We start from the raw sequence: 20710 nt of genomic DNA on the forward strand, positions 1-20710 counted from the left end.
GCTCTTTCCGCTGTTCCGCGGGGGGCACAGCCCCCAGGCTCCCTCCGCGGGGCGGCAGGGCGCCCGACCGCTCAGCGCGTCCCGCGTTGACAAGGAGCGCCCTGTCGACACGATCGCGGGCGCGCGCGAACTCGCGGAGAAAATGCAGTGATCGAGATCACCTTCACCGAGAGAACGAAGGCCTCGCTGCGGGAGAGCCTGCTCGACTCGGCGGCGAACCTGCTGGCGGAGCACGGCTTCGGCGGGCTGCGGATGGCCGATGTCGCGGCGGTGGCGGGCGTGAGCAGGCAGACGGTCTACAACGAGTTCGGCAACAAGGCCACGCTCGTCGAAGCCGTCACGCTGAGGACGACTTCGGAGTTCCTGGACGGCATCAACCAGCGACTCGAAGCCGCGGTGGACCTGCTCTCCGGCATCCACGCCGCAGTGGTCTACACCATCGAGCACGCACGGGAGAACCGGCTGGTCGCCTCGGCACTGGGCACCCAGACCGGGGAGGACCTGTTGCCCCTGCTCACCACCCGGGGGGAGCCCGTGCTATCCGCGGCGACCGAAATGGCCGCCATGCACTACCTCCGGCGGGCCCCCGGTCTCACCCCGCACACCGCCGCGCTGCTGGCCGAGACCGTGGTCCGCCTCGCACTGAGCCATCTGGTGCTGCGCACCCATTCCGCGGTGGAGGCGGCTGACATGATCTGTGCCGCGGTAGCACCCTTCCTTGCCCACCATTCGTCCACAATGGAGTAGATATGACCGGAACCCTCAGTGGTCAGCGCACCGGCTTCACCTCGTTACGCAAGGGCGGCCTCAACTGGGACTCCTTCCCGTTGCGGCTGTTCGTGAAGGGAAACCGGAAGTTCTGGAACCCCGCCGACATCGACTTCAGCGGTGACCCGGCCGGCTGGGCGACCCTCGACGACGAGGAAAAGCGCTCGGCGACCTACCTGTGCGCCCAGTTCATCGCCGGCGAGGAAGCCGTCACCCAGGACATCCAGCCGTTCATGAAGGCGATGGCGGCCGAAGGCCGGTTCGGCGACGAGATGTACCTGACGCAGTTCTGTTTCGAGGAGGCCAAGCACACCGAGGTCTTCCGGCGGTGGATGGACGCGGTCGGCCTGACCGAGGACCTGACCTCGTACGTGTCCGAGAACCCGCACTACCGCAAGCTTTTCTACGAAGAGCTGCCCGAGTCGCTCGGTCTGCTGGAACAGGACCCGAGCCCCCTGAACCAGATCCGCGCCAGCGTCACCTACAACCACGTGATCGAGGGCAGCCTCGCGCTGACCGGGTACTACTCCTGGCAGTTGCTCTGCACCGAACGCGACATCCTGCCGGGGATGCAGGAACTGGTGAAGCGGATCGGCGACGACGAGCGCCGTCACATGGCGTGGGGCACGTTCACCTGCCGTCGCCACATCGCCGCGGACGACTCCCTGTGGCCCGCCGTCGAGCAGCGGATGGGCGAACTGATGCCGCACGCGCTCGGCATGATCCAGTGGGTCAACGCCCAGTTCGAGGAGCCGCCGTTCGGCCGCGATCCCGATGAACTGCTGAACTACGCCGCGGACCGGGCACAGCGACGGCTCGGCGCGATCGCGTCGGCCCGAGGCGTCCCGGTGGCACAGATCGATCTCGACTACTCGCCCGAACAGCTTGAGGAAACCTTCGGCGAAGAGGACGCGAAGGCCTTCGCCGAAGCTTCGGGCTGACGGTCGTCCGTGTCGTATTTCCGCGTGCCGACGCGGCCGCGACAGTGGTGAACTTGCGGTATGACGATCCACGACAAGGCGGAGTCGTTCCGCTCGTTGCACACCAACGGCCCGTTGGTCCTGCCGAATGCCTGGGATGTGGCCACCGCACTGCTCGTCGCCGAGGCGGGCGCGTCCGCGGTGGCCACCACCAGCGCCGGGGTCGCCTGGAGCCTCGGTACCGCCGACGGTGGCCATCTCGACCGCGACCTGGCCGTGGACGCGATCGCCCGCATCGCCGCCGCGGTCGAGCAGCCGGTTACCGCTGACATCGAGCACGGTTACGCCGAAACGCCCGATGGTGTGGCGGCCACCGTCCGGCTCGTGCTGGAGGCCGGTGCCGTGGGCATCAACGTCGAGGACTCCGTGGGGCACCTACCACGCCATGGCCGAGTCGATCGACTTCGCTGAACTCAACTCGCTCTATGCCCCCAAGCGGACCGCTTCGCCATAAACTGACGACGTCAGCGTTGACGACCTCCGGGAGATCCCATGCCATCGCGACCCGCTGTTGGAAGCTACGCCTCCGGGACCTCCGGAGTTCCGTTGCTGGGGGACACGATCGGCGACAACTTCGATCGCACGGTGGCGGCCTTCGGCGACCGTGACGCACTGGTCGACCGGCCGAGCGGCCGGCGATGGAGCTACCGCGAACTCGGCGCGGAGGTCGACGCGCTCGCGTCGGGACTGCTCGAACTCGGCATCGGCAAAGGCGACCGGGTCGGGATCTGGGCGCCGAACGTCCCCGAGTGGACAGTCACGCAGTACGCCACCGCCAAGATCGGCGCGATCCTGGTCACCATCAATCCGGCCTACCGCTCCCACGAACTCGAATACGTGCTGGGCCAGGCCGGCATCCGCATGCTGGTGGCCGCGGAGAAGTTCAAGACCTCCGACTACGCCGCGATGATCGCCGACGCACGGCCGCGCTGCCCCGGTCTGGAACATGTGGTCCTGATCGGTGGCGAGGAGTGGAACTCCTTGCTGGCGAACGGAAAGACCGCCGACCCCGCACGACTCGCCGAAATCGCGGCCACGCTGAGCGCGGACGAGCCGATCAACATCCAGTACACCTCGGGCACCACCGGTTTCCCGAAGGGCGCGACCCTGTCGCACCACAACATTCTCAACAACGGCTTCTTCGTCGGCGAACTGTGCGACTACACCGAGCAGGACAGGATCTGCATTCCGGTGCCCTTCTACCATTGTTTCGGAATGGTGATGGGTAATCTGGCGGCCACCACGCACGGTGCGGCCATGGTGATTCCCGCTCCGTCGTTCGAACCGAAGGCGACCCTGGACGCCGTCCAGGCCGAGCGGTGCACGTCGTTGTACGGGGTCCCGACGATGTTCATCGCCGAACTGGCCGAACCGGGTTTCGCCTCCTACGACCTGTCCGCGCTGCGCACCGGGATCATGGCCGGGTCGCCCTGCCCGGTCGAGGTGATGAAGCAGGTCATCGAGCGCATGGGCATGACCGGCGTCTCGATCTGCTACGGCATGACCGAGACTTCCCCGGTGTCCACCCAGACCAGGGCGGACGACTCGATCGAGCGCCGCGTGTCCACCGTCGGCCGGGTCGGACCGCACCTGGAGGTCAAGGTGGTCGATCCGGACACCGGGCAGACCGTCCCGCGCGGAACGCCGGGCGAGCTGTGTACCCGCGGTTATTCGGTGATGCTCGGCTATTGGGAGCAACCGGAGAAGACCGCCGAAGTGATCGACGCCGCGCGATGGATGCACACCGGCGACCTGGCGGTGATGGACGACGCCGGCTACGTCAACATCACCGGCCGGATCAAGGACATGGTGATCCGCGGTGGCGAGAACGTCTATCCGCGGGAGATCGAGGAATTCCTCTACACCCATCCGGACATTCTCGACGCGCAGGTCATCGGCGTGCCCGATGTCAAATACGGGGAAGAGCTCATGGCGTGGGTCCGCATGCGGGACGGCGCCGCGCCGCTGACCGCGGAGAGCCTCCGCGAGTTCTGCTCCGGCCGGCTCGCGCACTACAAGATTCCGCGCTACGTCCACATAGTCGACGAGTTCCCGATGACCGTCACCGGCAAGGTCCGCAAGGTGGAAATGCGGGAACGGTCGATCTCGCTGCTCGGCCTCGAAGACGCCGCCGGAGTCCGTCACGCTTAGCGCCCCTTCGGCAGGGGAGAATCCGGCTACGATCGGCGACCATGGCGAAAACCATCGTGATCACGGGCTCCTCCGACGGAATCGGAGCGGCGGCAGCTCGCCAGCTCCATCGGAAAGGTCATCAAGTCGTCATCGTCGGCCGGTCCGCCGAGAAGACCAACGCCGTCGCGAGTGAACTCGGCCTCGACTGTTTCGTCGCCGACTTCGCTCGCCTGGACGACGTGCGGGGACTCGCGGCCGAGTTGAAGGCCGCGTACCCCCGCATAGATGTGCTCGCCAACAACGCCGGTGGCGTCTTCGGTGACCGGGCCAAGACCGTCGACGGCTTCGAGAAGACGTTCCAGGTCAACCATCTGGCACCGTTTCTGCTCACTCGGCTGCTCATGGACAGGCTTGTCGCCGCTGGAGCGTCGGTGATCCAGACGTCGAGCGGCACCGCCCGGTTCGGTGGCAAGGCGGTCCTCGACGACCTCGAACACGATCGCGACTTCACCCCACAGCTGGCCTACGGGACCACCAAGCTCTACAACATCCTGTTCACCAAGGAACTACACCGCCGCTATCACGACCAAGGCGTCTCGGCAGCCGCCTTCCACCCCGGTCTCGTCGCGACGAGTTTCGGTACCGGATCCCAGAGTTGGTGGCGACACCTGTACCGGCTGGGCAGCGGCCTCATGAGTGCTCCGGAAAAGGGCGCCGCACAGCTGGTCTGGCTGGCTCAAGGTCACCCGGGCCAGGACTGGCAGTCCGGTACCTATTACGAAAAAGGCAAGCCGGCCAAGAAGCACAACCCCCAAGCTCTCGACGCCGCCCTGGCCACCGAACTCTGGAATCGATCCGAGGCGTTGCTCGACCGCGAAGCGCACTGACCCACCCGTCTCCCACCACCACCCTCAACGGACACGCTCCGCGCGACAGCCACACCCAGCGTCTCCCACCACCACCCTCAACGGACACGCTCCGCGCGACAGCCACACCCAGCGTCTCCCACCACCACCCTCAACGGACACGCTCCGCGTGACAGTTGGCGGGCCGGGGATCGGCCTACAGTGGAGATATGCGGCTCTTCATCGTCGACGCCTTCACCGACACCGCGTTCGCGGGCAACCAGGCCGGCGTCGTGCTGCTGGACGCGCCTGGCGATCCGGTGTGGATGCAGTCGGTGGCAACCGAACTCGGGTACTCCGAGACGGCGTTCGTCGAGCGGGGCGATGGCCCGAAAAACCTGCGGTGGTTCACCCCCGCCATCGAGGTGGACCTGTGCGGGCACGCGACGCTCGCCACCGGCCACGTCCTCGGTGGCGCACAGGTGTTCCACACGCGCGGCGGTGAGCTGCGGACCTGGACCGAAGACGGCGGCTGGGTGCGGATGGACTTCCCGGCCGACCCGCCCGCTCCACCCGGTGAAGACGTCACGCCGGACGTGGTGGCCGCGGCCCTTCCCGGCGTGACCGTCGAAGCCGTCCTGCGCGGCCGGTACGACGTGCTGGTGGTGGCCGCCGACGCGGCGGAGGTGCGCGCGGTCCGGCCCGATCTCGACGCGGTCGCCGGGATCGACGCCAGGGCCTTGATCGTCTCGGCCGCGGGCGACAAGCCCGGCATCGACTTCGTCAGCCGTGTGTTCGCTCCCTCCGCGGGAATCGCGGAGGATCCGGTGACCGGCTCGGCGCACTGTCTGCTTTCGCCCTACTGGTCGGCTCGGTTCGGGTGCGAAGAGCTGGCCGGTGAACAGGCTTCGGCGCGGAGCGGTATCGTTCGCGTCCGGTTGAACGGCGATCGGGTCACCCTCGCCGGCCAAGCGGTGACCGTGGTCGAGGGGGAGTTGCTCGTCTGATGCGAATTCTGCTGAACATCATCTGGCTGGTGCTGTCCGGTTTGTGGATGGCGATCGCCTACTGCGTGGCGGGGCTGATCTGCTGCGTGCTGATCGTGACGATCCCGTTCGGCATCGCGTCGTTCCGGATCGCGAACTATGCCCTGTGGCCGTTCGGCCGCACGGTGGTGGACCGCCGCGACGCCGGGGCCGGCTCGGCGGTCGGCAACGTCATCTGGATCATCGTCGCCGGCTGGTGGCTCGCGCTCGGGCACGTGGTCACCGGGATCGCGCAGTGCGTGACGATCATCGGCATCCCGCTGGGCATCGCCAACTTCAAGCTGGTCCCGATCTCGCTGCTTCCGCTGGGCCGCGAGATCGTGGACGTGCCCTAGGAGTCCGACGGCTTCTTCGGCTCCCAGGGCAGCTCGACCACCAGGCACGGCCCGCCCACGAACAGCCCGGCGTCGATGCCCAGCACCATGCCGTCCGCGTAGAGCACCGGTTCCTCGACCTCACGCGGGTGGATGCCCAGCTGATCGGCGATCACGCTGTGCCCGTGCACGATCCGCTCGCCGCCGAGGCGGAGCAGCAGCTCGGCCGCCGCGCCCGGGCCTTCGGGCCCGCGGAAGGCGTAGCGGGTGGTCATCCTGCGCCACACGTCCCACCACTGGCCGAGATCGTCACCGGCCAGGATCTCCGCGACGACCTCGTTGATCTCCTCCGGATCGTCGCCCCACTCGAGGTATTCGAACGTGTCCGAGTGCAGGAGCAGATGGTCCGCGGCGTGTGAGACCAGCGGGCGGGTGCTCAGCCACTCGATGTGCTCGTCGGTCAGCTCGTCCTGGTCCTCCGGGCGGCCACCGTTGATCAGCCAGCTCCGGGCGAAACTGCGCGGCCCGAAGCCGTCGGTCTCGTCGGGGACCACGGTGTCGCCGAAGTGATGCATGCCGAGCAGCAGGATTTCGTGGTTGCCGAGCAGGGTGTCCACCGCGCCGCCTGCCTCGGCGGCCTGGCCCTGTAACCGCATCACCAGGTTGATCACACCGATGCCGTCCGGGCCACGGTCCACGAAGTCGCCGAGGAACCACAACCGCGCCTGGCCGCCGGACCAGTTGCCGTCCTCGTCGACGAGCTTGCTCACGCGCAGGGCGTCGGCCAGCTCTTCCCGATGCCCGTGCACGTCACCTACGACATACGTCGGGACATCCACCTCATGACCATAAGCCCTTACTCCCAGGCGAACGGGTCGTGGGTACGGCCTATCAGGTCGGCGATGGAATCGATTACCAGCGTGGGCCGGAACGGGTGGTGCTCCGCGGACTCCTTGGTCGAGATGCCGGTGAGCACCAGGATGCTCTTGAGCCCGGCCTCGATGCCCGCGTGCACGTCGGTGTCCATCCGGTCGCCGATCATGAGGGTCTGCTCGGAATGCGCGCCGAGCGCGTTGAGCGCCGACCGCATCATCAGCGGATTCGGCTTGCCGACGAAGTACGGCTTGCGCCCGGTCGCGCGCTCGATCAGGGCCGCGATCGAACCGGTCGCGGGCAGCAGGCCCTCCAGGCTCGGGCCGGTCGCGTCCGGGTTGGTGGCGATGAACTTGGCCCCGGCGGCGATCAACCGGATCGCCTTGGTGATCGCGGTGAAACTGTAGGTCCGGGTTTCCCCGAGGACCACGTAGTCGGGCTCGGTGTCGGTGAGCACGTAGCCGATCTCGTGCAGGGCGGTGGTCAGGCCCGCTTCGCCGATCACGAACGCCGAGCCGTTGGGCCGCTGGCTGTCCAGGAACCGCGCGGTGGCCAGTGCCGAGGTCCAGATCCGGTCCTCGGGCACGTCCAGGCCGGTCCGTAGCAGGCGGGCACGCAGGTCACGAGGGGTGTAGATGGAATTGTTGGTCAGCACCAGGAACTTCGTGTCGTGGGCGCGCAGTTCCGCCAGGAACTCGTCAGCTCCGGGCACCAGGTGCTCCTCGCGCACCAGCACCCCGTCCATATCGGTCAGATACGTCCACGTCATGTCCGCGAGCCTAAGGCGTCTCCCGTGCCCACCCCAACCCGATGATCCACGGGGATCGCTACGCCGGGTCCGTGTGCATCACCACGGTGCCGCCCGGCGAGGTCGCGGTGATCGAGCACAACAGCTTTTCGGCCGCCAGTTCGGCGGTCACCGGCAAGTCCGGGTTCGTGGCGCCGTCGATCGGGAAGAAGACCTGCGTGTCGTCCGACGAGGAGGTTTCGTGGTCCCACTGGTACCGCACCGAGTCCGGCGCCCCGGCGGCCCATCCGGGCGCCTGGCAGGTCGCCGTGGACCCGGCGGTGTGCGAACCGGTGATCCGTGGCTCACCGAGCGGCATCGGGGCGAGCACGGGGTCCGGCCGCGTGATCCAGTCATGGAACACCGCGGCGTCGGCGAAACCGTCCGCATAGCCGTCCTGGCCGCACTGCTTGCCGATGACCTCACCGGCGAAACTCACGATACCGGCCACTTCACGGCCCAGGGCGGTGTCATGGACGAGCGGGCCGCCGCTGTCCCCCGAGCAAACCGTCGCCTGTGCCTGGGCGCAGAGCACCGAAGGCCCGTCGAGGATCCCCCCGAGCCGGGTGTCACAGCTGTTGTCGTCGATCACTTCGAGGTCACCGCGCTGCAACACGTCACCGACGGCGGACAGCGGATCCGGTGTCGCGCGCGGTTTCGTCAAGCCGTGGCCGTAGACCGCGACCGGTTCGCCCGCCCTGGGCGCCTGGTGCGCGACCGGCAGGAACGGCGTGTCCCACTGCGGCTCGGCGAGTCGGACGATCGCCACGTCGTTGGCGGCCGCGGCGGACTGGAGATCGCCGGGATCGGTCGGCGAAGAGATGAGCCGGTAGTCCGGACGCACGGCGAAGCCCTTGATCGGGACGATCTTGCCGGGATGCGTGGACAACGTGGACGCCCCGAGATGGACCTCGAGGTGGTTCGGGTCGGCCCGGTCGAGACAGTGCCCCGCGGTGGCCACGCGATCCGGCGCCACGAGTACACCGCCGCACCGAGCCCGCTGGGTCAGCGGGGCAGGCCCGGTGGCGGCGAGGGTCACCATCCACGGCGCCTCCGCCGGATCGGGCACGGGCGTCCCGCCGGACACCGCCGCGGCGGGCACGGTCCCGGCCGCCACCACCGCCACTGCCGCGAGCACCGCAAAGCTCCTTCTCAGCATGGGTTTCCGCCCTTCCGGCACATGACTCCGGATTTGATCTCCGTCGCGCCGAGGCTATCCACGCCCAGGCCGCGCGGGCATCAGCCCGAGGGAGGACGCACCGTCCGGTCCCCTAAGGGTTCAGCCCGGATCCAATCGGGGCCGCGTGGGCGGGGTGGATGGTGACCGTGGTCGCCTTGATCGACAGACTCACCGTGGCGCCCGGTTCGAGCCGGAGGTCGGCGACCGCGGCCGGGGTCAGATCCGCCGACAGACCCGCCGCCCAGCCCTGTCCTGTCGTCCTCAGCCTGATCACCGCGCCTTGCGGCTCCAGGCCCGCGACCACCACCGTGGCGGTGTTGCGCGGACTTCCGGCATGGTCCTCCTCGGCCGGGTAGACCGAGACCGCGCTCGGTGCGAAGACGGCGACAGCGGGCTTGCCGGGTTCGGTGTCCGGCGCCGGGATCCCCGCCACGACGGTGCCGTCCTCGGTCCGCAGCCCGTCGGTGGTCGCGGTGCCTGCCACCAGGTTGAGCCCGGCGATGCGCGCGGTGAAGGCGGTGCGCGGCGCGGCCAGCACGGTACGGACCGGTCCCCGCTCCACGGCGCGGCCGTCGGCCAGTACGAGTACCTGGTCGGCCAGCGTGAGCGCGTCCAGGGGATCGTGCGTCACCAGGACCGTGGTCCTGGTCCCCGCCTGGTCGAGCATGCGTCGCAAGACGCCGCGGACGGCCGGTGTCGCGTCCACGTCGAGGGCCGCCAGCGGCTCGTCGAGCAGGAGCAGATCGGGATCGCCGGCCAGTGCCCGGGCAAGTCCGACCCGCTGTGCCTGCCCACCGGAAAGCTGGGCGGGCTTGCGCTCGGCGAATTCGGCCACGCCGACCTGTTCGAGCCAGTGTTCGGCGATCTCGCGCGCCCGGGCCCGCCCGGCGCCCTTCGATCTCGGCGAAAAGGCCACGTTGTCCAGCACGGACAGATGCGGGAACAACAGAGGATCCTGTGACAGCAGCCCGACCGCGCGAGCATGCGGCGGAAGCCCGTGCAGGGCGCGGCCGTCCAGCGTGATGGTGGCGAGGTCCGGGCTCAGCAGCCCGGACAGGCAACCGAGCAGGCTGGACTTGCCCGAGCCGTTGGGGCCGAGTACCGCCAGAACGGTCCCCGCTTCGACGTCGAACGCGACCCGGAGGTCGAAGGAGCCGCGCGAGAGTTCGATCTCCGCGTGCAGGCCCTCGCTCACCGGAGCCCCTCGGCCGTGACGTCGAGCGCCCGGGGCCTGGCCACCACGATCACCAGCACGGCGACCACGATCAGCAGCAGCGCCACCGCGACCGCACTGTCCACATCGGACTCCGCTTGCGTGTAGACCTCGAGCGGGAGGGTCCTGGTCACCCCCGCCAGGCTGCCCGCGAAGGTGATCGTGGCCCCGAACTCCCCCAGCGCGCGGGCGAAACTGAGCACCGCGCCCGAGCCGAGCGCGGGCAGCAGCAGCGGCACGGTGACCCGCCGGAACACCGTCCACGGCCGCGCGCCCAGCGTCGCAGCGACCCGCTCGTAGGCGTCACCGCCGCCGCGCAGGGCTCCCTCCAGGCTCACCACGAGGAACGGCATCGCGACGAACGTCTGCGCGATCACCACCGCCGTCGTCGTGAACGGCACCTGGACACCCGCCAGCGTCTCGATGAAATAACCCAGGAAACCCTTACGGCCCAACAGATACAGTAGTGCGAGCCCGCCCACGACCGGTGGCAGCACGAGTGGCAGCAGCACCACCGCGCGCAGGAACCTGATGCCCGGGATGGCCGCGCGGGCGAGCACTATCGCCAACGGCACCCCCAGCAGGACACAGGCGACTGTGGACAGCGCGGCGGTCTCCAACGAGAGCCGCAGGGCCCGCATCGCGGTCTCCGACACGATCAGCCCGGGCACCCGCCGCAGATCCGTCCGCGTCAGCAGGCCCACCACGGGCAGGACGACCAACGCCAGCGCCAGTGCCGAGGGCACCCACAGCACCCACGGCACCCGGCCACGGTCACGGCGCGCCAAAGCCTGCCTTCGCCAACTCCTGCCGACCCTGCTCGCTCAGCACGAACTGCTCGAACTGCCGGGCCAGATCGGCTTGCGGCGCCCCCTTGACCACCGCGATCGGGTAGTTGTTGACCGCCTGGGCCGCCTCCGGGAAGTCGACCTGGGCGACCTTGCCCCCGGCGCTCGCGGCGTCGGTGACGTAGACGAGACCGGCGTCGGCGTCCCCGGACTCGACCTTGGTGAGCACCTGCTTGACGTCCTGCTCCTCGCTCGCCGGTTTGACCGTGACGTGAGTGTTCTGCTCGACCTTCTGGGTGGCCGCTCCACACGGCACCTGCGGCGCGCAGACCACGACGGTCAGCCCGCCGCGGGCGAGGTCACCGAAGCCCTTGATGCCCTTGGGGTTGCCCGGAGCCACCGCGATGGTGAGCCGGTTGGTGGCGAACACCGAGGGACTGCCGTCGATGACGCCGGCCTTGACCGCCTTGTCCATGGTGGGCTGGTCCGCGGAGGCGAACACGTCGGCCTTGGCGCCGTTGCTCAACTGCTGCACGAGTGCCGAGGAGCCGGCGAAGTTGTAGGCCACGGTGACCCCGTGATGCTGGGCTTCGAACTCGCTCTTCAGCTTTCCGAACGACTCGGTGAGCGAGGCCGCGGCGAAGACGGTGAGCGTGGCCTGCCCGGACGATGCCGGCGCACCCTGCGACGAGCACCCCGTCGCGATGGTGGCGGTCACGGCCGCCATGGCGACGAATGCGGCGGACAACCGTTTCATTTGTCTCCTTCCGGAGTCTCGACGACCACCGTCGTCGCCTTCACCACCGCGACGGCGAGGACGCCGGGTCGCAGCCCGAGCTCGCGCACCGCCTCGGTACTCATCAGTGACACCACGCGATGCGCCCCGCACTGCAACTCCACCTGGGCCATCACCTTGTCCGTGGTCACCTCGGTGACCAGGCCGACGAACCGGTTCCGGGCCGACCTGCCGACCCCGGAGGGGTCTTCGGGCCCGGCGGCCTGGTCACGGGCGAAGGCGGCGAGTTCGGCGCCGTCGACGACCTTGCGGCCGGCGGCGTCGGTCCCGGCGGTGAGCTGTCCGGCACGCACCCAGCGGCGCACGGTGTCGTCACTGACGCCGAGCAGGCCGGCGGCCTCGGACAACCGAAATTGCGGCATGACCGCGACATTATCCCCGCAGGTACGGAAAATCTATGGGACTTCGCCGAGAAGATCCGCGCGCATGGCTTCGATCAGGTCTCGCTGGTATCGCTCGATCACCTCGCGCTGTTCCGGGGTGAACCGGCGCAGCACGTTTTCGGTGGCGTCCATCGCCGAGACGAACAGCGGGGCGTACCGCTCCTCGTCGAGGGGCAGGATTTCGATGAGCACCTTGCGACGGTCCTCGGTGTCGCGGACCCGGCGAACGAAGCCGGCCCGCTCGAGCCGGTCGATCACTCCCGTGACCGCCCCCGTCGACAGGCCGGTGAGCTGCGCGATCCTTCCCGCGGTCAGCGGACCTCCGGCCCGCGAAGCGAGGTCGAGTGCCTTGTGGTCGGTGCCGGACAGGCCCATCTGCTCGGCGATGCGGGCATGCCGCAGCACGGCGAGCGTGCTCATCTCGCGCCCGAGTTCACCGAAGCGCGCGAGCTCGTCGGGAGCGACCGGGTACGTCGGCTCCTCGTCCGGCATCCGGATTCCCTTCGCGGCCAAAAGATGGAGTGTCCAAAGTATTCTAGTGATCGTGCCGGCGCCGTGACGGGAGCTAGGCTGTACTTACAGGCGCCCGCTCGCTCCCCCGTGCGGAACACCTCGTGCGGCATACCTCGGTGGAACGACGGACTTCGCGAAACGGCCTAGGCTAGGACCAATGAGTGCGGTGAATCTCGGACTTCCCAGCGTGAAGCCTGCGCATGAACTTCCCAGCACCCCGAGGCCGGACAACCCCGCCCTCATCGACACCTTCGGGCGCGTGGCCACGGACCTGCGTGTGTCCCTGACGGACCGGTGCAATCTGCGCTGTACCTACTGCATGCCCGCCGAAGGCCTGCCCTGGCTGCCCGGCGAGGACGTGCTCACCAACGCCGAACTGCTCCGTCTCATGCGGATCGCCGTAGAACGCCTCGGCATCACCGACATCCGCCTCACCGGAGGCGAGCCGTTGCTGCGCCCCGGACTGGAGGACCTGGTCGGCGAGATCGCGGGGCTGCGACCACGGCCACGACTTTCCATGACCACCAACGGAATCGGTCTCGCCAAACGCGCCACCGCCTTGCGTGAGGCCGGTCTGGACCGAATCAACGTGTCGTTGGACACCATCGACCCCGAAACCTTCGTCCGGATCGCGCGCCGCGACCGGCTTTCGCACGTGCTGGCCGGGCTGGCCGCGGCGCGCGACGCCGGGCTGGAGCCGGTCAAGGTCAACGCGGTACTGATGCGGGGAATCAACGAGCACGAGGCGGCGAGCCTGCTGCGGTTCTGCCTGGACCACGGCTACCACCTTCGCTTCATCGAACAGATGCCGCTGGACGCCCAGCACGGCTGGAACCGCGCGGACATGGTGACCGCGGAGGAGATCCTTTCCCTGCTGCGCGCCGAGTTCACGCTCACCCCGAGCCGCCAGGCGCGCAGAGGCGCGCCCGCCGAGCGCTGGCTGGTCGACGGCGGACCGGGCGACGTGGGCGTGATCGCGTCGGTGACCAGGCCGTTCTGCTCCGCCTGCGAACGGACGCGGCTGACCGCGGACGGCGCGGTGCGGTCCTGCCTGTTCAGCAACGACGAGACCGATCTGCGCGGCCTGCTGCGTGGCGGGGCCGACGACGAGGAAGTGGCCCGGACCTGGCGGATGATCATGTGGGGCAAGCTGGCCGGGCACGAAATCAACGACGCCGGCTTCGCGCAGCCGATCCGGCCCATGAGCGCGATCGGGGGCTGAACCTCGGTGACCCTGCTCCCGGCCGCCAAGATGACCACTGTGATGTCGCGGAGGTAGCACCGTGAATACCACTGTCCTGGTGCGGTACTTCGCGTCCGCGCGTGCCGCTTCCGGCGTGGACCAGGAAGTGCTCCAGTTGCCCGCCGGGGTTTCCGTGCACGAGGCGCTGGCCCATCTGAAGGAGCGCCACCCCGACGGCCTCCCGCGCGTCCTGGAAGCGGCCAGTTTCCTGCTCGACGGGATCGCCGTCCGCGACCCTTCGCAGCCCGTCCCGGACGGCGCCGAACTGGATGTGCTGCCCCCGTTCGCGGGCGGTTGAGCGTGCCCGGGTCGGGTGTCGCACCAATGGACCATCCGGGACAAATTGACGTGATCCAGAACTCACGAAGCGTGAAATATCTCGGCTCGGATACGGACCGATAACGGCCATTTGACCTGCGGAAACATCGTGATCGGCAAAGGTTCTGCTACGTTACCGTGATGTAGGTCACACATCGAATAATTTCCGATCACGCTGTTCGTTACGTACCGTCGCTTCTCGGCTGGCCCCGACCAGTCACGGCAAGACCGGGATTCCGACGCGCCAAACCTGTCCAGCGGAGTCCCGCAACCGTCACCCCGAGCGAAAGACGGCTTCCGGACAGGACGATGGGGACCCGACCTCACGGCGGCGCAGGAGGCCGAGAAGTTGGAATGTCCTACCGAGGCAAGCACCGCAAGATGTCCCCCGCCGTTCGCAACATCGCCCGCGTCGCCGTCGCGGGGATCGCGGTCGGCGCTCCGCTGGCGATCGCTGCGACCCCCGCGCAGGCCTCCAGCGTGAACTGGGACGCCATCGCGCAGTGTGAGAGCGGTGGCAACTGGAGTGCGAACACCGGCAACAGCTTCTACGGTGGTCTGCAGTTCACGCAGCCGACGTGGAAGGCCTACGGCGGTACCGGCAGTCCACAGAACGCGTCCCGTGACCAGCAGATCCAGGTTGCCGAGCGCGTTCTCCAGGGTCAGGGCATCGGCGCCTGGCCGGTGTGCGGCGCACGCGGTGGCTCGACCCAGAGCTACAGCGGCACGCACACCCAGGGATCGACCCCGAAGAAGTCGGTCACCAGGTCGGCTCCGCAGCAGGCCACCGCGCCCGCTCCGAAGGCGACCAGTGTGCCGGACGCTGGGCCGATGTCGAACCCGAACGGTGACTACACCGTGGTCGCGGGCGACACACTGTCCAAGATCGCGGAGCAGACCGGCAACAAGGGCGGCTGGCAGCAGCTCCAGCAACTGAACGCCAAGTACATCCCGAACGCCGACCTCATCCTGGTCGGCCAGAAGATCGCAACCAAGTGACCTGCTGAAGGTCACCGGGGCGACCCCACCGCTATCCCCCGGGCGGTGGGGTCGCCTCACCCCAAGAACCACAACCGAAAACGACTAGGGCGAGTTGACCCATTCGTCGGTGCCATCGGCGAAGTGCTGGTGTTTCCAGACCGGCAGCCGGGCCTTCACCTCGTCGACCAGTTCGGCGCAGGCCGCGAACGCCTCGGCCCGGTGCTCGGCCGCCACCGCGCACGCCAGCGCCACGTCGCCGATCTGAAGTCCGCCGAGCCGGTGGCTGACCGCCACCGCCCGCACGCCTTCACGGCGGCCCGCGATCTCGGCGACCACCCGGGCCAGAACGTCCGAAGCGCTCGGGTGCCCTTCATAGACCAGGTGCAGCACGCCCTTGCCGCCGTCGTGATCTCGCACCACGCCGCCGAAGGTCACCACCGCGCCCGCCGCCGCGTCGGCGACGAGATCCGCGTGGGCCTGAACGGACAGCGGCTGCTCGGTCACCTGCGCCAGCGCTATCCGCACCCCGGTCACCTGATTCCCGCCGAGCGTGGGGCCGGGATCGGTCTCCGCGGGGCGAGGGTGATCGCCTCCGGCCAACTGATCCACCGCGTGCTCCAGCACGCCGTCCAGCACACCCAGGCCGTCGCGAACGCCGCCTCGGGACCCGGGCAGGTTGACGACGAGCGTCCGGCCCGCCACCCCGGCCAGCCCGCGTGAGAGCACCGCCGTGGGCACCTCGGGCAGACCGGCCGTGCGGATCGCCTCCGCGAGCCCCGGCAAGGGGTAGTCGAGCACGGCCGCGGTTTCGTCCGGCGTGCGGTCCGTGGGCGAGATGCCGGTCCCGCCGGTGGTGATGACCACGTCGACCTCGTCGTTCAGGCAGCCGCGCAGGGCCTGCCCGACCGGCTCGCCGTCCGGCACCACCAGCGGCTCGGGCACGTCGAAGCCTCGCTCCGCCAGCCATCCGACGATGATCGGGCCGGTGTGGTCGGCATAGACGCCGGCGGCCGCGCGATTGGACGCGACGACCACCCGCGCGGTGCGTTTCATGCCCACTGTCCTGTTCATGGCTCCCGGTCCTACTTCGTCGTGTCTGTCCTATCGGACGGCCGTACCCAGGTCCCGGTCTTTCCGCCGTCCTTGCGCTCCAAACGGACGTCGTCGAGGGTGGCGGCGGGATCGACGGCCTTGATCATGTCGTGCAGGGTGAGCCCCGCGACCGCGACCGCGGTCAGGGCTTCCATCTCCACCCCGGTGCGGTCGGTGGTGCGGGCCGTCGCCTGGATCCGTACCTCCGCCGCGCCCAACCCGAACTCCACCCGCACGCCGGACAGCGCGATCTGATGGCACAACGGAATCAGCTCGGGGACCCGCTTGGCGCCCATGATCCCGGCGATGCGGGCGGTGGCCAGCGCGTCGCCCTTGGGCAGCCCGCTCGACGAGATCAGCCCGACCACCTCGGCGGTGGTCCGCACGACACCGGTGGCGACCGCCGTCCTGGCGCTCGCCTGCTTGCCGGAAACGTCGACCATGCGGGCGGCACCCGAATCGTCGACGTGGCTCAAGTTGCTCACTCCGTGAGCCTAACCGCGCCGGGCCGCCGCCTTCACCGCCTCGGCCACGGCAGGCGCGACCGCCGAGTCGAACACGCTGGGCACGATGAACGACGCGTTGAGCCGGTCGTCGACCACGTCGGCGATGGCGTTCGCGGCGGCGATGAGCATCTTGTCGTCGATGTCGTGCGCCTGCGCGTCGAGCAGCCCGCGGAAGACACCGGGGAAAGCGAGCACGTTGTTGATCTGGTTCGGGTAGTCGCTGCGGCCGGTCGCCACCACCGCGGCGTGCTTCTGGGCCTCCAGCGGGTCGATCTCCGGGTCCGGGTTGGCCAGCGCGAAGACCACCGGGTCCTTGGCCATCGTGGCCACCTGCTCGGCCCCGAACAGGTTCGGCGCGGAGACCCCGATGAAGACGTCGGCACCGGCCAGTGCCTCGTGCAGGGTGCCGGACACGTTGTCCCGGTTGGTGTTCTCCGCCAGCCACCGCAGGTTGTCGTCGAGATCCGATCGTCCATTGTGGACGATTCCGTGGATGTCGGCGGCGATCACGTCCGCGGGTTTGCGGTGCAGCAGCAACCGGATGATCGCCGAGCCGGCCGCGCCCGCCCCGCTGACCACGATCTTGCAGTTCTCGATGTCCTTGCCGACCACGCGCAGCGCGTTGCGCAACGCGGCCAGCACCACGATCGCGGTGCCGTGCTGGTCGTCGTGGAAGACCGGGATGTCGAGCTGCTCACGCAACCGGGCCTCGATCTCGAAACACCGGGGCGCGGCGATGTCCTCGAGGTTGATCCCGGCATAGACCGGCGCGAGCGCCTTGACGATGCCGATGATCTCGTCGGTGTCCTGGGTGTCCAGGCAGACCGGCCAGGCGTCGACGTCGGCGAACTTCTTGAACAGCGCGGCCTTGCCCTCCATGACCGGGAGGGCGGCGGCGGGACCGATGTTCCCCAGCCCCAGCACCGCGGACCCGTCGGTGACCACGGCGACGGTGTTGCGCTTGATGGTCAGCCTGCGGGCGTCCGCGGGATTGGCGGCGATGGCGCGGCACACGCGGGCCACGCCGGGCGTGTAGGCGCGGGAGAGATCGTCACGGTTACGCAACTGGACCTTCGGCGCCACGGAGAGCTTGCCACCCAGATGCATGAGGAAGGTGCGGTCGGAGACCTTCCGCACCGTGACGCCGGGCATGGCGTCGAGTTCCTTGGTGACATCCTCGACGTGGTCCGCGTTGAGGACGTTGGCCGTGATGTCGACGACGATCGCGTCGGCATGCGACTCCACCACGTCGAACGCGGTCAGCACGCCGCCGACCCGGCCGACCGCGGTGGTGAGGTCCCCCGCCGCGCTGGCCGAGGGCGGCGCCTCGACGCGGACGGTGATCGAATAGCCAGGGCCGGGAACCGGCACTTCGAACTCCCTACTTGTTGATCTCGGTCTCGGGATGCACGTAGGGCACTGATTCGAGGGGGAAGACCACGTCCCCGAACGGCGAGAGCGCACCCTGCCGGTCGGCCGCGAGCTCGCTGACCGGATGCTCCCCCTCACCCACTCGGGGCCAGGTCGGGTCGATGCGCGCCTTCTTCTTGCCGTTGTCGCCCTTGGCCACAGCGTCCTCCTTGCCTCTCGCGAGCACTGCCTGACGTGGCTCTCAGTCTGCCGCAACGCCCTGAGAAGACGGTGTCCAGGGAGGTTATTCTCTGCTGTGATGCCCGCAACCTCTCTGGCCGAGTGGCTGCGGTCGGTCTCCGACGACGAACTGGCCGCGTTGCTGACTGCCCGGCGAGACCTGGCCACTCCGCCCCCCGCCGACAGCACCGTGCTCGCCACCCGCGCGGGAAGCGCCGGTTCGGTGGCCCGCGCTCTCGAAGACTTCGACACCTTCACGCTGGCCGTCCTGGACGCGCTGCTCCTCGCCGACGCGGACACCGAAGTGGTATCGCGCGAGATCATCACCCGGCTGCTGGGCGCCGATCCCGGCCCGGCACTGGACCGGCTCCGCGAACGCGTTGTCGCGTGGGGGACCGACGACGCGATCCGCGTCGTGCCGGCCGCGCGAGATGTCGTCGGTCCCTTCCCGGCCGGCCTGGGTGCCTCGGTACCCGAACTGGCCGACGCCGACCTGGACTCCATCGGCTCGGACGAGCACGCCGTACTCGCCGCCCTGGCGGCCGGGCCGCCGGTCGGGCGGACCCGGGATGCCGGCCGGGACGTGCCGCTGGACGAGGCGGCCACCCCGATCCAGCGACTGCTGGCGCGCGGGCTGTTACTGCGCCGTGACGACTCGACCGTCGAGTTGCCGCGGGAGATAGGGATCGCGCTGCGCGGCGGACGGTCCTGCTCGCCAGGAGCGCTGGCCGAGCCCGAACTGCCGGTCAACCCCCACAGCCAGGCCACGGTGGACGAGACCGCCGCGGGTGAGGCGCTGGAGTTCCTCCGCCTGACCGAATCACTGCTCGGACAGTGGTCGGCACAACCGCCACCGGTGCTGAAATCCGGCGGTCTCGGCGTGCGGGAGTTGCGCAAACTGGCCCGCGAACTGGAAGTCGACGACGCGCGCGCCACCCTGCTGGCCGAACTCGTCACGGGCGCCGGTCTCGTCGCGGACAGCCAGACCACGACACCCGAGTGGGTCCCGACCACGCTGACCGACTCCTGGCTGGCCTCTCCGCCCGCGCAACGATGGCTCACCCTGGCCCAGGCGTGGCTCGATCTGCCGCGCCTGCCTGGTCTCGCCGGGCAACGGGACGCGAAGGACAAGCCCCTGGTTCCCCTGACCGACGAGCTGCGACGGCCGGGAGCACCGGCGGCAAGGCGTCGCGCGCTGGAAGCGCTTGCCGGCCTCGCGCCCGGCGCGGGCGTGAAAGGTGCCGAGGACCTGGTGACGGTGCTGGCCTGGCGAGCGCCTCGCCGGGGCGGGCGGCTGCGCGACGAAACCGTCCGCTGGACGCTGGCGGAAGCGGCCGCCCTCGGAGTCACGGCGCTCGGCGCGGTCACCACGGCGACCAGGGCGTTGCTGGCAGGCGACCGCGCCGCCACGCTCACCGCGATGACGGACGCCATGCCGGAACCCATCGACCACGTGCTGGTCCAGGCGGACCTCACGGTGGTCGCACCAGGACCGCTGGAGCCCGAACTGGCGGGGCAGATCAAGACGGTGGCCGACGTGGAATCGTCCGGGCACGCCACGGTGTACCGGGTCACCGAGACGTCCGTCCGCCGAGCCCTCGACGCGGGCCGCACCGCGGACGAACTGCACGAACTGTTCCGCACCCGCTCGGCGACGCCGGTGCCGCAGTCGTTGAGCTACCTGATCGACGACGTCGCCCGGCGGCACGGCCGGCTGCGCGGCGGGGTGGCCGGCTCCTTTCTGCGCTGCGACGACGAAGTGCTGCTCGCCGAAGTCCTGGGCAATCCGGTAGCGGCCGACTGCGAGCTGCGCCGCATCGCGCCGACCGTGCTGATCAGCCCGCTTCCCCTGGCCGAGGTGCTGGACGTGCTGCGGACAGCCGGTTTCGCCCCCGCCGCCGAAGGGCCGGACGGGCGGGTGCTGGACCTGCGTCCCGCGGGCCGCCGGATCCCGCCGCGAACCGGCGGCAACCGCCGCCCACCGCCCGCGCCCACGGCCGGACCGGACCAGATAGCCGCCGTGATCACGCGCCTGCGGTCCGGGGACAGCGTGGCCACCCGTCGCAAGGGCACCGAGGTGCGGCTGCCCGGCGGCGGCGGTGGTTCGGACACCGCCGCGACGCTGGCTCTGCTCGCCCGGGCCAGCCGAGAGCAGCGCGAGGTGTGGATCGGGTTCGTCGACTCGCACGGCACGGCGAGCCAGCGCATCCTCACCCCGGCACGCGTCGGTGGCGGGATCCTGTTGAGCACCGACGACGAGAGCTACCCCCTCCACCGCATCACCTCCGCCGCTCTCGTCGAGGACTAGCGTTTTGAGGGAATGAATGTTTACTACGGACTATCCGTAGTAAACATTCATTG

Annotated in this window: 23 protein-coding genes; 11 read left to right on the plus strand and 12 right to left on the minus strand. The window is 69.2% G+C overall.

Going from position 1 to position 20710, the window contains the following annotated elements; translation table 11 throughout:
* Positions 1-147 precede the first annotated feature (147 nt).
* From ACFSXZ_RS13825 to ACFSXZ_RS13855, 7 genes are all read left to right on the plus strand, one after another.
* Positions 148-747 (plus strand): TetR/AcrR family transcriptional regulator, encoded by a 600-nt coding sequence (locus ACFSXZ_RS13825; RefSeq protein WP_378265135.1) that lies wholly within the window; start codon positions 148-150, stop codon positions 745-747.
* A gap of 2 nt (positions 748-749) precedes the next feature.
* Positions 750-1709 carry a R2-like ligand-binding oxidase gene (locus tag ACFSXZ_RS13830; RefSeq protein ID WP_378265137.1) on the plus strand — a complete coding sequence of 320 codons (960 nt, stop codon included), beginning with the start codon at positions 750-752 and terminating at the stop codon, positions 1707-1709.
* A gap of 60 nt (positions 1710-1769) precedes the next feature.
* Positions 1770-2159, plus strand: coding sequence for an isocitrate lyase/phosphoenolpyruvate mutase family protein (locus tag ACFSXZ_RS13835; RefSeq protein ID WP_378265139.1), 390 nt, complete (start codon positions 1770-1772; stop codon positions 2157-2159).
* Positions 2160-2240: 81 nt separating this feature from the next.
* Positions 2241-3899, plus strand: a complete 1659-nt coding sequence (locus ACFSXZ_RS13840; protein WP_378265141.1) for an AMP-binding protein — start codon at positions 2241-2243, stop codon at positions 3897-3899.
* Positions 3900-3940: 41 nt separating this feature from the next.
* Entirely contained in the window at positions 3941-4768 is an 828-nt protein-coding gene (locus tag ACFSXZ_RS13845) for an SDR family NAD(P)-dependent oxidoreductase (protein ID WP_378265143.1), read from the plus strand.
* A 188-nt stretch (positions 4769-4956) separates the two neighbouring features.
* Complete coding sequence (locus ACFSXZ_RS13850) at positions 4957-5733, plus strand: PhzF family phenazine biosynthesis protein (protein WP_378265145.1); 777 nt, start codon at positions 4957-4959, stop codon at positions 5731-5733.
* Positions 5733-6107 carry a YccF domain-containing protein gene (locus tag ACFSXZ_RS13855; protein ID WP_378265146.1) on the plus strand — a complete coding sequence of 125 codons (375 nt, stop codon included), beginning with the start codon at positions 5733-5735 and terminating at the stop codon, positions 6105-6107. Before ACFSXZ_RS13850 ends, ACFSXZ_RS13855 begins: the two co-directional genes overlap by 1 nt.
* On the opposite strand, the gene ACFSXZ_RS13860 is transcribed toward ACFSXZ_RS13855, so the two are convergent.
* From ACFSXZ_RS13860 to ACFSXZ_RS13895, 8 genes are all read right to left on the minus strand, one after another.
* Positions 6104-6925 carry a metallophosphoesterase gene (locus ACFSXZ_RS13860; RefSeq protein WP_378265148.1) on the minus strand — a complete coding sequence of 274 codons (822 nt, stop codon included), beginning with the start codon at positions 6923-6925 and terminating at the stop codon, positions 6104-6106. The two genes, ACFSXZ_RS13855 and ACFSXZ_RS13860, sit on opposite strands and share 4 nt — an antisense overlap.
* A gap of 17 nt (positions 6926-6942) precedes the next feature.
* A complete protein-coding gene (locus tag ACFSXZ_RS13865) occupies positions 6943-7728 on the minus strand; it encodes an HAD-IIA family hydrolase (protein WP_378265150.1) in 786 nt (261 codons plus the stop codon).
* A 58-nt stretch (positions 7729-7786) separates the two neighbouring features.
* Positions 7787-8884 carry a S1 family peptidase gene (locus ACFSXZ_RS13870; protein WP_378265152.1) on the minus strand — a complete coding sequence of 366 codons (1098 nt, stop codon included), beginning with the start codon at positions 8882-8884 and terminating at the stop codon, positions 7787-7789.
* 133 nt (positions 8885-9017) lie between these two features.
* Positions 9018-10121 (minus strand): sulfate/molybdate ABC transporter ATP-binding protein, encoded by a 1104-nt coding sequence (locus ACFSXZ_RS13875; protein WP_378265154.1) that lies wholly within the window; start codon positions 10119-10121, stop codon positions 9018-9020.
* Complete coding sequence (locus ACFSXZ_RS13880) at positions 10118-10903, minus strand: ABC transporter permease (RefSeq protein WP_378265156.1); 786 nt, start codon at positions 10901-10903, stop codon at positions 10118-10120. Before ACFSXZ_RS13880 ends, ACFSXZ_RS13875 begins: the two co-directional genes overlap by 4 nt.
* 10 nt (positions 10904-10913) lie before the next feature.
* A complete protein-coding gene (gene modA, locus ACFSXZ_RS13885) occupies positions 10914-11684 on the minus strand; it encodes a molybdate ABC transporter substrate-binding protein (RefSeq protein WP_378265158.1) in 771 nt (256 codons plus the stop codon).
* Positions 11681-12085, minus strand: a complete 405-nt coding sequence (locus tag ACFSXZ_RS13890) for a TOBE domain-containing protein (protein ID WP_378265160.1) — start codon at positions 12083-12085, stop codon at positions 11681-11683. The genes modA and ACFSXZ_RS13890 overlap by 4 nt, the downstream gene beginning before the upstream one ends.
* Before the next feature lie 33 nt (positions 12086-12118).
* Positions 12119-12598 (minus strand): MarR family winged helix-turn-helix transcriptional regulator, encoded by a 480-nt coding sequence (locus tag ACFSXZ_RS13895; protein WP_378265162.1) that lies wholly within the window; start codon positions 12596-12598, stop codon positions 12119-12121.
* Between the two features lie 178 nt (positions 12599-12776).
* Here ACFSXZ_RS13895 and moaA point away from each other — a divergent pair, with 178 nt between their 5' ends.
* The 3 genes from moaA (at position 12777) to ACFSXZ_RS13910 (ending at position 15179) form a co-directional block, all read left to right on the plus strand.
* On the plus strand, positions 12777-13841 hold the full coding sequence (gene moaA / locus ACFSXZ_RS13900) for a GTP 3',8-cyclase MoaA (RefSeq protein WP_378265164.1): 1065 nt from the start codon (positions 12777-12779) through the stop codon (positions 13839-13841).
* Positions 13842-13902: 61 nt separating this feature from the next.
* Positions 13903-14160, plus strand: coding sequence for a MoaD/ThiS family protein (locus ACFSXZ_RS13905; protein WP_378265166.1), 258 nt, complete (start codon positions 13903-13905; stop codon positions 14158-14160).
* Positions 14161-14534: 374 nt separating this feature from the next.
* Positions 14535-15179 (plus strand): transglycosylase family protein, encoded by a 645-nt coding sequence (locus ACFSXZ_RS13910; protein WP_378265168.1) that lies wholly within the window; start codon positions 14535-14537, stop codon positions 15177-15179.
* Positions 15180-15263: 84 nt separating this feature from the next.
* Here the strand turns inward: ACFSXZ_RS13910 and ACFSXZ_RS13915 are convergent, their stop codons facing one another.
* Genes ACFSXZ_RS13915 through ACFSXZ_RS13930 form a run of 4 tightly spaced genes read right to left on the minus strand, consistent with a single transcriptional unit; the run spans position 15264 to position 18329 of the window.
* Positions 15264-16214 (minus strand): molybdenum cofactor biosynthesis protein MoaE, encoded by a 951-nt coding sequence (locus ACFSXZ_RS13915; RefSeq protein WP_378266448.1) that lies wholly within the window; start codon positions 16212-16214, stop codon positions 15264-15266.
* A gap of 29 nt (positions 16215-16243) precedes the next feature.
* Entirely contained in the window at positions 16244-16738 is a 495-nt protein-coding gene (moaC, locus tag ACFSXZ_RS13920) for a cyclic pyranopterin monophosphate synthase MoaC (protein WP_378265170.1), read from the minus strand.
* A 9-nt stretch (positions 16739-16747) separates the two neighbouring features.
* Positions 16748-18130, minus strand: coding sequence for an NAD-dependent malic enzyme (locus ACFSXZ_RS13925; RefSeq protein ID WP_378265172.1), 1383 nt, complete (start codon positions 18128-18130; stop codon positions 16748-16750).
* Between the two features lie 10 nt (positions 18131-18140).
* Positions 18141-18329: a hypothetical protein gene (locus ACFSXZ_RS13930; RefSeq protein ID WP_378265174.1), complete on the minus strand. Its 189-nt coding sequence runs from the start codon at positions 18327-18329 to the stop codon at positions 18141-18143.
* 99 nt (positions 18330-18428) lie between these two features.
* On the opposite strand from ACFSXZ_RS13930, the gene ACFSXZ_RS13935 reads away from it, so the two are divergent.
* A complete protein-coding gene (locus ACFSXZ_RS13935) occupies positions 18429-20657 on the plus strand; it encodes a helicase-associated domain-containing protein (RefSeq protein ID WP_378265176.1) in 2229 nt (742 codons plus the stop codon).
* The last annotated feature ends 53 nt before the right edge of the window (positions 20658-20710 follow it).

Source organism: Amycolatopsis pigmentata (assembly GCF_042684065.1).
GTDB lineage: Bacteria > Actinomycetota > Actinomycetes > Mycobacteriales > Pseudonocardiaceae > Amycolatopsis_E > Amycolatopsis_E pigmentata.

Excerpts from the sequence above, each read along its gene's own strand:
- ACFSXZ_RS13830 (WP_378265137.1), top strand. The coding sequence starts at position 750 with ATGACCGGAACCCTCAGTGGTCAGCGCACCGGCTTCACCTCGTTACGC.
- ACFSXZ_RS13835 (WP_378265139.1), top strand. The coding sequence starts at position 1,770 with ATGACGATCCACGACAAGGCGGAGTCGTTCCGCTCGTTGCACACCAAC.
- ACFSXZ_RS13840 (WP_378265141.1), top strand. The coding sequence starts at position 2,241 with ATGCCATCGCGACCCGCTGTTGGAAGCTACGCCTCCGGGACCTCCGGA.
- ACFSXZ_RS13845 (WP_378265143.1), top strand. The coding sequence starts at position 3,941 with ATGGCGAAAACCATCGTGATCACGGGCTCCTCCGACGGAATCGGAGCG.
- ACFSXZ_RS13850 (WP_378265145.1), top strand. The coding sequence starts at position 4,957 with ATGCGGCTCTTCATCGTCGACGCCTTCACCGACACCGCGTTCGCGGGC.
- ACFSXZ_RS13855 (WP_378265146.1), top strand. The coding sequence starts at position 5,733 with ATGCGAATTCTGCTGAACATCATCTGGCTGGTGCTGTCCGGTTTGTGG.
- ACFSXZ_RS13865 (WP_378265150.1), bottom strand. The coding sequence starts at position 7,728 with ATGACGTGGACGTATCTGACCGATATGGACGGGGTGCTGGTGCGCGAG.
- modA (WP_378265158.1), bottom strand. The coding sequence starts at position 11,684 with ATGAAACGGTTGTCCGCCGCATTCGTCGCCATGGCGGCCGTGACCGCC.
- ACFSXZ_RS13890 (WP_378265160.1), bottom strand. The coding sequence starts at position 12,085 with ATGCCGCAATTTCGGTTGTCCGAGGCCGCCGGCCTGCTCGGCGTCAGT.
- ACFSXZ_RS13895 (WP_378265162.1), bottom strand. The coding sequence starts at position 12,598 with ATGCCGGACGAGGAGCCGACGTACCCGGTCGCTCCCGACGAGCTCGCG.
- moaA (WP_378265164.1), top strand. The coding sequence starts at position 12,777 with ATGAGTGCGGTGAATCTCGGACTTCCCAGCGTGAAGCCTGCGCATGAA.
- ACFSXZ_RS13910 (WP_378265168.1), top strand. The coding sequence starts at position 14,535 with ATGTCCTACCGAGGCAAGCACCGCAAGATGTCCCCCGCCGTTCGCAAC.
- ACFSXZ_RS13915 (WP_378266448.1), bottom strand. The coding sequence starts at position 16,214 with ATGAAACGCACCGCGCGGGTGGTCGTCGCGTCCAATCGCGCGGCCGCC.
- ACFSXZ_RS13935 (WP_378265176.1), top strand. The coding sequence starts at position 18,429 with ATGCCCGCAACCTCTCTGGCCGAGTGGCTGCGGTCGGTCTCCGACGAC.